This is a genomic window from Synechococcus sp. CC9616, assembly GCF_000515235.1.
Lineage (GTDB): Bacteria > Cyanobacteriota > Cyanobacteriia > PCC-6307 > Cyanobiaceae > Parasynechococcus.
This window is the reverse complement of sequence record NZ_KI911558.1, coordinates 873,762-887,823: the sequence shown is the minus strand read 5'-3', so window position 1 is coordinate 887,823 and position 14,062 is coordinate 873,762. Positions and strand designations below refer to the sequence as shown.

The following is a 14,062-nucleotide window of genomic DNA, read 5'->3' as shown; positions in this document are numbered from 1 at the left end:
ACGTCTCCATGCACATTGCCGTCGTCGGCCTCAGTCATCGAACGGCACCGGTGGAGATCCGGGAACGGCTCAGCATTCCTGAGCAGACCATGGAGACTTCCCTCCAGTCCCTGAAGGGCAACGAGCAGGTGATTGAGGCCTCGATCCTGAGCACCTGCAACCGTCTGGAGATCTACACCCTGGTTCGCAACCCCGAGCTTGGGGTGTCCGCGGTGAGTGAATTCCTGAGTGGACACTCAGGCCTCGCCACCGGGGATCTCTCTCCACATCTATTTAGTTATCACCATGAGGACGCTGTCGACCATCTGATGCGCGTTGCATCCGGTCTCGACAGCCTTGTCCTGGGAGAGGGTCAGATCCTGTCCCAGGTGAAGAAGATGATGCGGTTGGGGCAGGAGCACAAGTCTCTTGGCCCTATCCTCAACCGCCTGCTCACCCAGGCCGTCAGCACCGGTAAGCGGGTGCGCAGTGAAACCAATCTCGGAACGGGTGCCGTTTCGATCAGCTCGGCGGCTGTTGAGCTGGCTCAGCTGAAGCTCGGTCAGTCGCGCGGACTTGACCAGCTCGTCACCCTGGAAACCGAACAAATCGCAGTGGTGGGCGCTGGGCGGATGAGCCGCCTGCTCCTACAACACCTGCAGGCCAAAGGTGCCGCGGGGGTGGTTCTGCTCAATCGCACGGTCGAGCGCGCCGAGCTGCTCTCGAAGGACTTCCCCGACCTGCCAATCCAGTCTCGCCCGATCACGGACCTGGATCAGTACCTCAGCACCTGCTCACTGGTCTTCACCAGCACGGCAGCTGAGGACCCGATCATCGATGCTGCTCGCCTGCAACCACTCAACCGCCGCAGTCGATTGCGGTTGATTGACATCGGTGTTCCCAGGAACATTGCCGCGGATGCCGCCGATGTTGCCGGAGTCGAATCCCACGATGTGGATGACCTTCAGGAGGTGGTGGCCCGCAACCAGGAGGCCAGGCAAGCGATCGCCCGCGAGGCGGAGCAGCTGCTGCAGAGGGAGGCTCAGCAGTTCCTGGAGTGGTGGGACAGCCTGGAGGCCGTGCCGACCATCAACCGATTGCGGGCATCGATGGAAACGATCCGCGGCGAGGAACTTCAAAAGGCCCTGAGTCGGATGGGGCCCGATTTCTCTGCCCGGGAGCGCAAGGTTGTGGAAGCCCTCAGCAAGGGCATCATCAACAAGATCCTGCACACCCCTGTGACCCAGTTGCGTTCTCCCCAGAGCCGTCAGGAGCGTCAGCACTCCCTGCGCACCGTGGAGCGTTTGTTTGACCTGGAGCCGCAGGTTGATAGCTGAGAACAAGCTGGTCTGGACCCAGTCCCGAACTGATACCCACCAATCTCGTCGGATCTTGTCGGATTCCGCTGGTGAGAGGGAAAAGTCCGGTAAGTTCTTGCGGCAACGCCGATACGGGTAGCGGCATGAAGCGGGTCCTGGCCATCATTCTCGGCGGCGGAGCCGGCACGAGGCTCTACCCGCTTACCAAGATGCGAGCCAAACCGGCCGTGCCTGTGGCGGGTAAATATCGTCTGATTGATATTCCGATCAGCAATTGCATCAACTCGAACATCAACAAGATGTACGTGATGACGCAATTCAACAGTGCGTCACTGAATCGTCACCTCAGCCAGACCTTCAACCTCAGCGCATCGTTTGGGCAGGGCTTCGTTGAGGTGTTGGCTGCTCAGCAGACTCCAGACAGTCCTTCATGGTTTGAAGGCACCGCTGATGCCGTTCGTAAATATCAATGGCTGTTTCAGGAATGGGATGTTGATGAATATCTGATCCTCTCCGGCGACCAGCTCTACCGGATGGACTACAGTCTGTTCATCGAGCATCACCGAAGCACGGGTGCAGATTTAACGGTTGCGGCCCTGCCAGTCGATCACAAACAGGCTGAGGCCTTTGGTCTCATGCGCACCGACGAAAACGGCAAGATTCTTGAATTCCGTGAAAAGCCCAAGGGCGATTCCCTGCTCGAGATGGCTGTGGATACATCGCGGTTCGGCCTGAGTGCTGACTCAGCCAAGGAGAGGCCCTATCTGGCTTCCATGGGCATTTATGTGTTCAGTCGAGAAACCCTGTTTGACCTGCTGGACACGAAGCTTTCCCACAAGGATTTCGGTAAGGAAGTGATTCCTGAATCACTGGCTCGTGGAGACAAGCTTCAGAGTTATGTGTTCGATGATTACTGGGAGGACATCGGCACCATCGGTGCTTTCTATGAGGCCAACCTGGCGTTGACCCAGCAGCCGAAGCCTCCGTTCAGTTTCTACGACGAAAAATTCCCCATTTACACCCGTCCTCGTTATCTGCCCCCCAGCAAACTGGTGGATGCCCAGATCACCAACTCAATCATTGGTGAGGGCTCAATTTTGAAGTCATGCAGTATTCATCACTGCGTGTTGGGTGTTCGTAGCCGTGTTGAGAGCGATGTGGTGCTGCAGGACACCCTCGTGATGGGTGCGGATTTCTTCGAATCCAGCGATGAGCGAGCCATGCTTCGTGAGCGTGGCGGGATTGCTGTTGGTGTGGGTCAGGGAACAACTGTGAAGGGTGCCATTCTTGATAAGAACACCCGAATTGGTAACAACGTCACCATCGTCAATAAGGATCATGTTGAAGAGGCTGATCGTGCTGATCAGGGCTTTTATATCCGCAACGGCATTGTTGTTGTCGTGAAGAATGCAACGATTCCAGATGGAATGGTGATCTGATCCACTGTCATCCAGGACACGGGATAAAGGGTTCCTCTCAAAACAAACGACGTGTCGATGCATCATTCCTGACACATGTCGTTTGATTTGCGGCCGGATCCGAATGTCGTGCTCACACTGACGTCAGTTGTCAGTGGTCCCTACGACCATGTCCAAGTCTCACTTCGGTCTGATCGGTCTCGGTGTGATGGGCGAGAACCTCGTCCTTAACGCCGAACGCAATGGTTTTTCCAGCGTTGTTTACAACCGTACCTATGCCAAAACCGAAGAATTCCTGAACGGTCGCGGTCAGGGCAAAAACATTCAAGGTGCCTCGGATCTAGAGGACTTCGTCGGCAAGTTGGAGCGTCCTCGCCGCATCCTGATGATGGTGAAGGCTGGTCCGGCGGTGGATGCAGTCGTTGATCAGATCTCTCCACATCTCGAGGAAGGAGATCTGTTGATTGATGGCGGTAATTCCGATTATCACGACACCGAACGTCGTGTGAAGCAGCTCGAAAGCAAGAGCTTCGGGTTCATCGGTATGGGTGTGTCAGGTGGTGCCAAAGGCGCTCTGGAAGGGCCGAGTATGATGCCGGGTGGAACCAAGGCCTCGTACGACGCGATCGAGAGTCTCGTCAACAAGATGGCCGCACAGGTCGAGGATGGACCCTGCGTCACCTACATCGGTCCCGGTGGATCCGGTCATCTTGTGAAGACCGTCCACAACGGGATCGAGTACGGCATCGAACAGATCCTTGCTGAGGGTTACGACCTGATGAAGCGGGTCAAAGGGATGAACGGCGATCAGATGGCCGACGTTCTGGGCCAGTGGAACGCCACGGAGGAGCTCTCCTCCTATCTGGTGGAGATCACCGAGGTTTGCCTTCGCACCAAGGATCCCCAGGACGGGCAGGATCTCGTCGAGAAAATCATGGATCAGGCCGGTCAGAAGGGAACGGGCCTCTGGACTGTCGTGACAGCTCTGCAGATGGGTGCATCGGTGCCCACGATTTACGCCTCCCTGAATGGGCGGGTGATGAGCTCGATGAAGGAGCAGCGCGTCAAGGCCGAGGACGTTCTCAAGGGACCGGCGATCAAGGACTTCGATCTCGGAACTCCCGCCGATGCGATGTCCCCGCTGATGGATGCCACGGTGCTCAGCTGCGTCGCCAGTTATGCCCAGGGCATGGAGCTGTTGCGGATCGCCTCGAACGATCTGGACTACGACCTTCACATGCCGTCGATCGCTCAGATCTGGAAGGGCGGCTGCATTATCAGAGCCAGGCTTCTCAAGCGCATTCAGGACGCCTTCAACAAGGATCCGCAGCTCCCCAATCTGATGCTGGATCCTTGGTTCGCTGAACAGGTGAACCGGCGTCTTCCCGGACTGGCCAAGGTGGTGGCTGGTGCCGCTGAGAGCGGCATTCCGGTGCCCTGCTTCAGCAGCACGCTGGATTACATCAACAGCTACCGCACCGGGCGCCTGCCTCAGAACCTCGTTCAGGCAATGCGTGATTGCTTTGGCTCCCACACCTACAAGCGTGTCGACAAGGAAGGCACCTTCCATACCGAATGGCTGTCCTGAGCTGATCAGACATGGCCACTTATCGCATCGAGCGGGCGAGCGATCCTCAGGACCTCGCTCGCCGGGCCTCCGAGTTGATCGCTGCCCAGATCAGCCTTGCTCTCGATCAGCGTGATCGCTGTCAAATCGCACTGTCCGGCGGAACGACCCCCGCCCGGGCCTACACGATGCTCGGGCAGGAACGGCTCCCCTGGGATCGTGTGGATGTGTTCCTCGGTGATGAGCGCTGGGTTGCTGCCGATGATGAATCCAGCAATGCCCGCATGCTTCGCAAAACCCTTCTGGCGGAGGAACCAGGGTCGCGCGCAACGTTTCATGCCGTGCCGACGGTGGAGTTGGCCAATGCGGATGCCAGTGCTGAGGCTTTCGGGGCTCTGGTGTCCCGCCTCTGTCCCGGGGAGCCGCCCATCTTCGATGTGATGCTCCTGGGGCTTGGGGATGACGGGCACACCGCGTCGCTTTTCCCCGGCACGGAAGCCCCCACCGTCAGCGACCGCTGGTCGACGGTCGGTCGCGGCAAGGGTCTGGATCGGATCACCCTCACCGCACCGGTGCTCAGTGCCTCGCGCCAGGTGATTTTTCTGGTGAGTGGGGCTGGCAAGCAGGACGCTCTGAAGCGTCTGATCGACCCAGATGAATCGCCTGAGCGCACCCCCGCCAAGTTGGTGCAGCCGGCCTCTGAGGTTGTGATTTTGGCGGATCAGAACGCCGCTCCTGCTCCCTGAGAGCTGCGCGCCACCCCTGCGACGTTGTAGGGGTGGAATCAGGAAGCGCATCGCTTCCGCTGCCTCTTCACTTGATTCCATGACTGCGTCCTCAGACGACACGGCTGGTTTTCAGCGCCAACATCCCAGTGAGGGGATGCAGGCTCTTGAAAAGGAACGTCAGCTGCCGCTGACCGGTTGGCAAACGGAGGTGGATCGGGCCCGTGACTTGGGCCTGGATGCTGCGGCAAGCATCGTGGATCGCCGGATTTCCACCTTCTCGCGGGGTGAACTTCCTCACTACGCCGGCATCAACACCTTCATGAAGGCTCCCTATCTGGAGGATGTGAATCAGGTCGGCAACTATGACGTTGCCGTGCTGGGCGTTCCCCACGACAGCGGCACCACCTATCGACCTGGTACGCGTTTTGGTCCCCAGGGAATCCGCCGCATTTCAGCGCTGTACACCCCGTACAACTACGAGATGGGCGTTGATCTGCGCGAGCAGATTCGCCTCTGCGATGTCGGAGACATCTTCACGATTCCCGCCAACAATGAAAAGAGTTTCGATCAGATTTCCAAAGGGGTGGCCCACGTGTTTGCCAGCGGGGCCTTCCCGATCATCCTGGGAGGAGATCATTCGATCGGCTTCCCAACGGTGCGGGGGGTCTGCAGGCATCTCGGCGATCGCAAGGTCGGCATCATCCATTTCGATCGGCATGTCGACACCCAGGAGACCGATCTGGATGAGCGGATGCATACCTGTCCCTGGTTCCATGCCACCAACATGGCCAACGCCCCCGCGGCGAATCTCGTGCAGCTGGGCATCGGCGGCTGGCAGGTGCCCCGTGAGGGCGTGAAGGTCTGCCGTGAGCGAGGCACCAATGTGCTCACGGTGACTGACATCACCGAGATGGGGCTCGAAGCGGCTGCACAGTTTGCGATTGAGCGGGCCACCGATGGCACCGACTGCGTCTACATCTCCTTCGACATCGACTGCATCGATGCCGGCTTCGTTCCTGGCACAGGCTGGCCGGAGCCAGGTGGTCTGCTGCCCAGGGAAGCTCTCAAGCTGCTTGAACTGATTGTTCGCCAGGTGCCTGTCTGTGGCCTTGAACTCGTGGAGGTCTCACCTCCCTACGACATCAGCGACATGACCTCGCTGATGGCGACCCGGGTGATCTGCGACACCATGGCTCATCTGGTGGTGAGCGGTCAGCTCCCCCGCCGCCAGGCGCCGAGTTGGCTCGATCCAACCTGCAACATGCAGGTTGATCAGGCCTGGCGCTGACGGCCATGCATGAAGTCGACATGACCCGTTGCCTGCTGCTCTCGTTGGCGGAATGGAGGGATTCCCAGTCATCCGCTCCACAGGAGGTCAGGACAGTGCATCTCGATGTCGGTGAATTCACCTGCGTGGAACCCGATGCGCTGGTCACCACCTATGCGGCCGCCGTTGGCGGGACCTGGCTTGAGCGGTCCAGCCTCAAGATCAACAGCATTCCCCTGGTTGGTCGCTGTCCCTGCTGCGACTCGACCTACACCCCAACGGTGATGCAGCAGTACCGCTCTCCATGTTGTTCTGCACCGCTTGAGGACATCCTCAGCGGCAGGGAACTCAGGATCCGCCGGATCGAATCGGCACCCATCTGACGCCTTTCTATAGCCATGCACATGCCCATCGGCGACAACCTGGAGATCAATCTTCTGGCCGCCAACCAGCACAAGGCTGATCACAACCGCGAGGATTTCGATTCCTGGCGGTTGCTGTCGTTGAACGTGATGAGCAGTCCAGGGGCGGGGAAGACGGCCCTGCTGGAGCGATCACTGCCGCAGTTGTCCCGCACGCTGCGGATGGCGGTGCTTGAGGGGGACATGACCACCCAGCTGGATGCCCAGCGCTTGGAGGCTGTGGGCATTCCCGTTGTTCCGATCACCACCGGCAGGGCTTGCCATCTCGATGCCGCCATGGTGCAGGGCGGTCTGCGGCTGTTGGAGCAGAGGCTCGACCCGTCCACGTTGGATCTGCTCTGGATCGAGAACGTCGGCAATCTGGTCTGCCCGGCGGAATTTGCTGTGGGAGAACATCTCGGGGTCGCCCTGCTGAGCGTCACCGAAGGTGAGGACAAGCCCTTGAAGTACCCGGTGATGTTCCGTCGGGCTGATGTGGTGATCATCACCAAAACAGATCTGCTGCCCCATCTGCCAGTGGATGTTCAAACCATTCGCGACAACATCCTCAGCGTCAATCCGGATGCTGTGATTTTTGAACTGTCAGCGAGCTCGGGAGAGGGCTTCAGCGCCTGGCATCACTGGCTGGAGGAGACCCTGAGCCGGCGTCGAGTCGCGGCGGAGTCTCACATAAGATCCCTCTGCTGATTTGCGGTGGTGGTGAATGGCAGGAGTTCCGTCGGCCATGTCCCCTGGTCCGATCGACACCACTGACCAGCCGGATCCATTTGTCGAATTTCTAGAAAACTGGATCCCTGGAATCGGTGAGTGCACTGAGCTGCATGACCATCTCCATGATCATGTTCAGCTCGGACACCATCCCGGAGCCAACTTCCTGCATGTCGTTATCTTTTCGCTTCTGAGCACCACGATCTACCCCAGTCATTACCGAAATTCCTGGCTTGATGTCAGGGATTTTTACCGTTCCTACCTCTTGGGACGCGACTGGCAGCTGGTGTCGTACTGGTTCATTCCGCCGGCGATTCTCCATCACCTGAGCTGATGGACTGAAGGGGCAGACACTCTGATCCTCTGTTGAAGCCTGCTAGGCATGGCTTGTCTCTCGCTGATCAGAATGCAGCCGCCCGCCGCAGACCAGGTGCTTGTACAGGGTCAGCAGTTCGCTGACTGGGCCAGCCTCAACGACACGATCATGGGCGGCAATTCCCGTGCCGGTTGCCGTGTTGTCGAGGACGGTTTGCTCCTTGAAGGTGAGCTGATCGAGCGTGGCGGCGGCTTTGTTAGCTGCCGTTCCCCGCGCTTGCAGCCACCGCTGGATTTGTCGCCGTACTCGGCGCTGCGGATCGATGTGGACGGCGAGGGCCGCACCCTCAAGATCGCCCTCGGTTGCCGGGATGGAGCGTTGGGGCTCACCGAATTGATTCCGGGTGGTTTGCGTTGGGTGATCGACGTCCCCACGAACACCAGCGGAACAACCCAGGTGTTGGTGCCGTTTGCGGATCTGCGCCCCACCGTGCGGGCCAAGCCCGTGGGCTTGCCGCTGCGGTTTGATCGCGGTGGCATCACCCGGATTCAGGTGTTGCATTCCAAGTTCGGCGATGCCGGAGAGCTGAATCCAGGCTTTCGCCCTGGAGCCATTCGGTTGCTGATCCGTTCGATTCGCGCGCTGCCTTGAACCCATGGATTTGCTGGTGCTGATCGCCAAGGCAGCCGACGTATGCCTGAAGCCCTGGAGCCATGCCGTGGTGCCGATCGATCCCTCAGTGCCAGTGGTGGTGGATGACTTGAATGTGCGCATCGAATGTCGTGACGGTGATGGCCAACGTCATCCAGACCGCGATATCGAGCTGGAGATCTATCGCAGTGGCGATGAAGTCAACCTGATGCTCAGCTGGTTGGATCAACCCGAGCGACCGATGTTGTGGCATGGCCGCCACCCGGTGTGGATGGATGCCGAATCAGGCCAGCGTTGCAGTGCACCGCAGGATGCTGCAACGCTGGAAGCGCTGGGCCGAAGGCTGCGATCGATGGTGCAACCGGCAGTTGATTAATCGGCGTGATCTGTTGTCGCGCCTCGGCTGGACGTTGACACCAAACGGGCGTACTTACCCAGAATTCCGGTGCGGTAGCGGGGGATCGGCTTGCTCCAGGTGGCCCGCCTGCGCTCCAGTTCGGCATCATCCACGTTCAACTGCAGCAGCAGCTGATCGGCATCGACGGTGATGCTGTCGCCTTCCTGCACCAGGCCGATCGTTCCGCCCACAGCTGCCTCGGGGGCCACATGCCCCACAACGAGGCCATAGGTGCCGCCGCTGAAGCGTCCATCGGTGATCAGAGCCACCTTGTCGCCAAGACCCTGACCAACAATCGCAGAGGTGGGAGCCAGCATTTCGCGCATGCCGGGACCGCCGACCGGGCCCTCGTATCGAACGACCACCACGTCCCCGGCCTTGATCTGCTTCTCGAGGATGGCGGCCAGGCAATCCTCCTCGCTTTCAAACACCCGAGCCGGGCCCGTGAGCACCGGCGTTTTAACGCCGCTGATCTTGGCCACACTGCCCTCCCTGGCAAGGTTGCCCTTGAGGATGGCCAGATGGCCCTTCTTATAAAGCGGGTTGCTGAGCGGACGGATCACGTCTTGCCCCGCCGGCGGCTCGGATGGCACGGCCGCAAGCAACTCCTTCAGGCTTTTCCCTTCAACCGTGCGGCAATCTCCATGCAGAAGTCCTGCATCCAGCAACAGTTTCATCACCTGAGGAATGCCCCCGGCGTTGTGGAGATCCACCGTGACGTAGCGGCCGCTGGGCTTGAGATCGCAGATCACCGGCACGCGCTGACGAATGCGTTCGAAATCATCAATGGTCAGATCCACCCCCGCCGTGCGGGCGATCGCCAGCAGATGCAGCACAGCATTGGTGGAGCCGCCCACCGCCATGATTACGCTGATGGCGTTCTCGAAGGCTTCTTTGGTCAGCAGGTCGAGGGGACGGATGTTGGCGTTCACCGCGTCTACAAGCACCTCGGCTGACCGCGCGGCACTGTCGGCTTTCTCCTCATCTTCCGCCGCCATCGTGGAGCTGAAGGGAAGGCTCAATCCCATCGTTTCGATGGCGGCACTCATCGTGTTGGCGGTGAACATGCCGCCGCAACTGCCAGCGCCAGGGCAGGCATTTTTCTCAACCGCGGTCAGCTGCGCCTCATCGATCTTGCCGCTGGTCAGCTGTCCGACGGCCTCGAAGGCGCTCACCACCGTGAGGTCACACCCCCCGAGTTTGCCTGGCTTGATCGTGCCGCCGTAAACAAAGACGGAGGGAATGTTCATCCGAGCCATGGCAATCATGGCCCCTGGCATGTTCTTGTCGCAGCCGCCCACGGCGAGCACGCCATCCATGCTTTGTCCGTTGCAGGCGGTTTCGATGGCGTCGGCAATCACTTCGCGACTGACGAGGGAATACTTCATCCCTTCAGTTCCCATCGAAATGCCGTCGCTGACGGTGATGGTGCCGAACATCTGCGGCATGCCACCGGCGTGACGTGCCGACTCTTCGGCGCGTCGGGCCAGATCATCGAGTCCCACATTGCATGGGGTGATGGTGCTGAAACCGTTGGCGATGCCAATGATCGGCTTGCCGAAGTCCTCGTCGCCGAAGCCGACGGCCCGCAGCATGGCTCTGTTCGGAGACCGCTGGATGCCCTTGGTGACAGCGTCGGAGCGAAGCATGGTGTGAACGGCCTCGGACGGATCAGGACAACCTACCGATCGCTCAGTCGCTCTTTCCCAGTCCCTCGAGCTGTCGACGAACATCGGCAATCGCTGCATTCAGGCGTTCGACCCGTTCTTCCAGGGCCTGGCTCCGATTGCGGCCGTTGCTCACCGGATCAAACACTTCCGATCCATCCTGCATTCGCGGGGCGTAGAGCATGGCCTGCTGATGTCCAAGTCGCCGGCGGCGATCGGCTTCATTCAGCAACCACCAGGCAAGTCCCCCCGCGCCGAGGACGGCTCCTGTGATCAAAGTGACCAGGGTGGCTGGAGCGGCTTCGTGATGCTGACCCATGGCTGTTGTCGTCTCGACGTTCATCGTCGAAATCCATGCTAGGCACGGGCCGGTGATCTGAGATTCAGTCGTTGCATCGGGTCACCAATGCCAGGACTGATCAGACCGTTGTCGCGGAGATCGGGATCAATGCAGGCGGTGTAGATGGTGAGTTCCGGGATGGCTTCTCCCAGACATTTCAAACCGGCATTCGCTGAGAGAGCCGCGATCACTCGCATTCGAGGTCCGTTCACGCCTTGCTGCTGTAACTGATGCAGAAGCTCTAAAAGCCTTTTGCCATCAGTGATCTGGTCGACGAACAGAATCAGCCCCGCATTGGCTTCGATGCCATCCGGAACGCCATTGAGACAGAGGGCTGCATTGGGCAGCACGCTGCGGGCCCCATGCCAGATCTCAAGTCCGGCAGGCAGCAACGGCATGGCCAGAAGCGGAACGCCCGCTTCGCAGACCGTTCCCTCGGTGGGTCCAGAGTCGGTTGGTATGGACTCGCGTCGATGCGGCAGCCAATCGCGCAGGGCCTCATAGGTGAGCCAGCGACCCAGTTCCTGCATCGCTGTGCCGTAAACCGGGGCTGGTGTTTCCCGATGTCTGAGCATCGAGAGCCAGTGGCCGATCAACGGGTGGGGTGGCACGACCACCCGCAGGGTCATGGCCATGGGCCTCGCTCCACTGGCAACTGCCATAACGTGAGCGCACAAATTACCGGCTGGAGTTTTTGGAGCTGATGCCTTCCCTGACACGTTTGGGATCTCTGGCACTGGCCATGGTCTGTGCCTTGGCGATCCAGCTGATGATTCCCCTCTCGGCTGCAGCGATCACGGCGCCTGAACTGCGTGGGCAGTTTGCTGTTCAGGAGATCACTTCCGACATGCATGGCCTCGACCTGAAAGAAAAGGAGTTTCTCAAGGCCGATCTCAGAGATGTTGATCTCAGCGGCAGTGACCTGCGGGGCGCGGTGATCAACACCTCTCAACTCCAGGGCGCAGATCTGCGCGATGCCGATCTCTCCGATGTCGTGGGCTTCGCCAGCCGTTTCGACGGGGCCGATTTGAGGGGGGCGATGTTCACCAACGCCATGTTGATGCAGAGCCGCTTTACCGAGTCCCAGATCGATGGTGCCGACTTCACGAATGCGGTGCTTGATTTGCCCCAACAAAGGGCGCTTTGCTCCCGCGCCAACGGCGTGAACCCCCACACCGGCATGGCTACCCGTGAGAGCCTGGGCTGTCGTCCCTGAACACGAGTGATGTCAAAACGCCTGCCGGTGACGGTGATCACTGGATTTCTCGGGTCTGGCAAAACCACTGTGTTGCGTCATTTGCTGGTGAACAGCGGCAAGCGGTTGGCCGTGATGGTGAATGAATTCGGCAGTGTCGGCCTCGATGGCGATCTGATTCGCAGCTGCGGCTTCTGTCCTGAAGAGGAGCTGGAGGGTCGTCTCGTTGAGCTCAACAACGGCTGCCTTTGCTGCACTGTGCAGGACGATTTCCTGCCCACCATCGAGAGCCTGCTGGAACGCGCTGACCAGTTGGACGGCATTGTTGTTGAAACGAGCGGTCTGGCATTGCCGGAGCCGTTGCTTCAGGCCCTCAACTGGCCGGCGATTCGCAGCCGGGTTCACGTCAATGGCGTGGTGACTCTCACCGATGGTGCCGCACTCGCAGAAGGAAGTCCCGTTGGCGATCCAGACGCTCTCGAGCAGCAGCGTCGCGACGATCCCAGCCTTGATCACCTCACAGCGGTTGATGATTTGTTCAAGGACCAACTGGATGCTGCCGATCTTGTGCTGATCAGCCGGGCTGATTGCCTTTCAGACGACGGGATGCATCGCGTTCTTGATGGTCTTCGTTCCAAGGTTCGTCAAGGAACTCCTTTGCTTCCGATCCAGGACGGTCGTGTTGATCCTGCGGTGGTTCTGGGTCTCGATCACAGCCATCACCAGGAGAACAGCCATCACTCTGACCACGACCACGACCGCGACCACAGCCACGACCATCACGACCACTCCCATGTGGAGATTGTCGGTGGCACGGTGCGTCTAGAAGGGGCCTGGGATCGAGCCCTCCTGGAAACCAGTCTTCCCGAGCTGGCTCGCGAACTGCAGATTGTGCGGCTGAAAGGCCGGGTCTGGTTACCGGGTAAGTCGTTGCCGCTGCAGGTTCAGATGGTGGGTCCCCGGCTGGACAGCTGGTTTGAAGCAGCACCGGGGCAGGTCTGGTCTCCTGCTGCCGGATGTGGTGTTGATCTGGTGGTGTTGTCCTTCCAGGCCAACGCTGCCGATGCGGTCAGTCTTCAGCTTCAAAGACTAGTGACGGTAACTGCGAGTTAGTTAAAGGCACATCTAACGCATCAGATCTGATGAGAGATGTTGATATAACAGGGGAGTGAGTATCAACTACCCACTCGCCCTGATTCTCAATAAGCGTGTGAATGATTACTAGTGGAAGTGTGTAAGGGAGAAGGAATTGGCGAAGAAGAACTACCAACCCAAGTTTCCTGATTAGTGATAGATGAGATCTGACTGGTTTCTCCCTCAGATATTCCTAATTGCCTTGATGGTGCGTTCTGGCTGCCTTTATAGAGTTAGTTCAAACCAAACCAATGTCACGCCGGACTATTGCCATTGCTGCGGCACTGTCCGTGCTTGCAGTTGGATCGCCGTTGATCACTGCAAATGCAAACCCATTAGCAACTCAGTATTTCAATCAAGGAGTAGAGAAATACGAGGCAGGCAATTATCAAGGAGCAATTGATGATTTCAACAAGGCAATAGAGATTAATCCTCAGGATGCTGATGCCTACAACAATCGTGGTGGTGCTAAGATTGAATTAGGAGATTATCAAGGAGCAATTGATGATTGGAGTAAGGCAATAGAGATTAATCCGAAGGATGCCGTTGCCTATCTCAGTCGTGGTGTTGCCAGAGAATTGGTATATGACCTTGAAGGTGCCTGTCGTGATTGGAGAAAAGCAGCAGATTTTGGATTGAAAGAACCTGCTGAATGGGTGAAGAACCAGTGTTAGGGATTGGTTCTCTAATCACACAATGAAGTTCTCCACCTTCCTCAAGCAGTGGAATCCACCTCAATACAGGAAGTAAGTCATGAGTTCAGTTAATAAAAAACATCAAACAGGTGATGTGATGTAGATGTGTGGATAAGTGCGACAGCTGTGATTTCTGGCCACTATTTGATTCTCATTATTATTTCCACTTGAGAATAGGGCATCGTTAGTCCCCACAACTAGTGAGAAACCCTGTAATTGCGAGGGGTCTACCCCCCTCCTCTGATGTGAGAGATACATG

General features: G+C 58.5%; 16 protein-coding genes. 13 read left to right on the top strand and 3 right to left on the bottom strand.

All coding sequences use genetic code 11. The features are described from left to right. Positions 1–8: 8 nt before the first annotated feature. From SYN9616_RS0105070 to SYN9616_RS0105025, 10 genes are all read left to right on the top strand, one after another. Entirely contained in the window at positions 9–1,316 is a 1,308-nt protein-coding gene (locus SYN9616_RS0105070) for a glutamyl-tRNA reductase (RefSeq protein ID WP_028952152.1), read from the top strand. Positions 1,317–1,441: 125 nt separating this feature from the next. Beyond that, positions 1,442–2,737, top strand: a complete 1,296-nt coding sequence (locus SYN9616_RS0105065; protein ID WP_028952151.1) for a glucose-1-phosphate adenylyltransferase — start codon at positions 1,442–1,444, stop codon at positions 2,735–2,737. A gap of 148 nt (positions 2,738–2,885) precedes the next feature. After that, the gene (gene gndA, locus SYN9616_RS0105060) at positions 2,886–4,304 is read left to right on the top strand and encodes an NADP-dependent phosphogluconate dehydrogenase (protein ID WP_028952150.1); all 1,419 of its coding nucleotides are present in this window, start codon (positions 2,886–2,888) and stop codon (positions 4,302–4,304) included. An 11-nt stretch (positions 4,305–4,315) separates the two neighbouring features. Beyond that, complete coding sequence (gene pgl, locus SYN9616_RS0105055) at positions 4,316–5,029, top strand: 6-phosphogluconolactonase (protein ID WP_028952149.1); 714 nt, start codon at positions 4,316–4,318, stop codon at positions 5,027–5,029. 79 nt (positions 5,030–5,108) lie between these two features. Then, complete coding sequence (gene speB / locus SYN9616_RS0105050) at positions 5,109–6,299, top strand: agmatinase (protein WP_028952148.1); 1,191 nt, start codon at positions 5,109–5,111, stop codon at positions 6,297–6,299. Positions 6,300–6,304: 5 nt separating this feature from the next. Then, positions 6,305–6,661, top strand: coding sequence for a hydrogenase maturation nickel metallochaperone HypA (locus SYN9616_RS0105045; protein WP_028952147.1), 357 nt, complete (start codon positions 6,305–6,307; stop codon positions 6,659–6,661). 15 nt (positions 6,662–6,676) lie between these two features. After that, positions 6,677–7,387, top strand: coding sequence for a hydrogenase nickel incorporation protein HypB (gene hypB, locus SYN9616_RS15230; RefSeq protein WP_084218304.1), 711 nt, complete (start codon positions 6,677–6,679; stop codon positions 7,385–7,387). 16 nt (positions 7,388–7,403) lie between these two features. Further along, on the top strand, positions 7,404–7,742 hold the full coding sequence (locus tag SYN9616_RS0105035) for a hypothetical protein (RefSeq protein ID WP_232200047.1): 339 nt from the start codon (positions 7,404–7,406) through the stop codon (positions 7,740–7,742). Between the two features lie 72 nt (positions 7,743–7,814). Further along, positions 7,815–8,375: a CIA30 family protein gene (locus SYN9616_RS0105030; protein WP_028952145.1), complete on the top strand. Its 561-nt coding sequence runs from the start codon at positions 7,815–7,817 to the stop codon at positions 8,373–8,375. 4 nt (positions 8,376–8,379) lie between these two features. After that, complete coding sequence (locus SYN9616_RS0105025) at positions 8,380–8,751, top strand: hypothetical protein (protein WP_028952144.1); 372 nt, start codon at positions 8,380–8,382, stop codon at positions 8,749–8,751. Here the strand turns inward: SYN9616_RS0105025 and ilvD are convergent. From ilvD to SYN9616_RS0105010, 3 genes are read right to left on the bottom strand one after another with little or no spacing between them, the layout of a single operon-like run. Further along, positions 8,748–10,421 carry a dihydroxy-acid dehydratase gene (ilvD, locus tag SYN9616_RS0105020; RefSeq protein ID WP_028952143.1) on the bottom strand — a complete coding sequence of 558 codons (1,674 nt, stop codon included), beginning with the start codon at positions 10,419–10,421 and terminating at the stop codon, positions 8,748–8,750. The genes SYN9616_RS0105025 and ilvD overlap by 4 nt on opposite strands. Before the next feature lie 43 nt (positions 10,422–10,464). Then, positions 10,465–10,758 (bottom strand): hypothetical protein, encoded by a 294-nt coding sequence (locus SYN9616_RS0105015; protein ID WP_028952142.1) that lies wholly within the window; start codon positions 10,756–10,758, stop codon positions 10,465–10,467. A 38-nt stretch (positions 10,759–10,796) separates the two neighbouring features. Continuing rightward, positions 10,797–11,414, bottom strand: a complete 618-nt coding sequence (locus tag SYN9616_RS0105010) for a uracil phosphoribosyltransferase (RefSeq protein ID WP_028952141.1) — start codon at positions 11,412–11,414, stop codon at positions 10,797–10,799. 107 nt (positions 11,415–11,521) lie between these two features. On the opposite strand from SYN9616_RS0105010, the gene SYN9616_RS0105005 reads away from it, so the two are divergent. The 3 genes from SYN9616_RS0105005 to SYN9616_RS15225 all read left to right on the top strand — a co-directional run bounded on the left by SYN9616_RS0105005 (position 11,522) and on the right by SYN9616_RS15225 (position 13,782). Further along, positions 11,522–11,995 (top strand): pentapeptide repeat-containing protein, encoded by a 474-nt coding sequence (locus SYN9616_RS0105005; RefSeq protein ID WP_232200641.1) that lies wholly within the window; start codon positions 11,522–11,524, stop codon positions 11,993–11,995. A 9-nt stretch (positions 11,996–12,004) separates the two neighbouring features. After that, positions 12,005–13,087: a cobalamin biosynthesis protein CobW gene (gene cobW / locus SYN9616_RS0105000; protein ID WP_028952139.1), complete on the top strand. Its 1,083-nt coding sequence runs from the start codon at positions 12,005–12,007 to the stop codon at positions 13,085–13,087. A 272-nt stretch (positions 13,088–13,359) separates the two neighbouring features. After that, positions 13,360–13,782, top strand: coding sequence for a tetratricopeptide repeat protein (locus SYN9616_RS15225; protein ID WP_051410946.1), 423 nt, complete (start codon positions 13,360–13,362; stop codon positions 13,780–13,782). Positions 13,783–14,062: the final 280 nt, after the last annotated feature.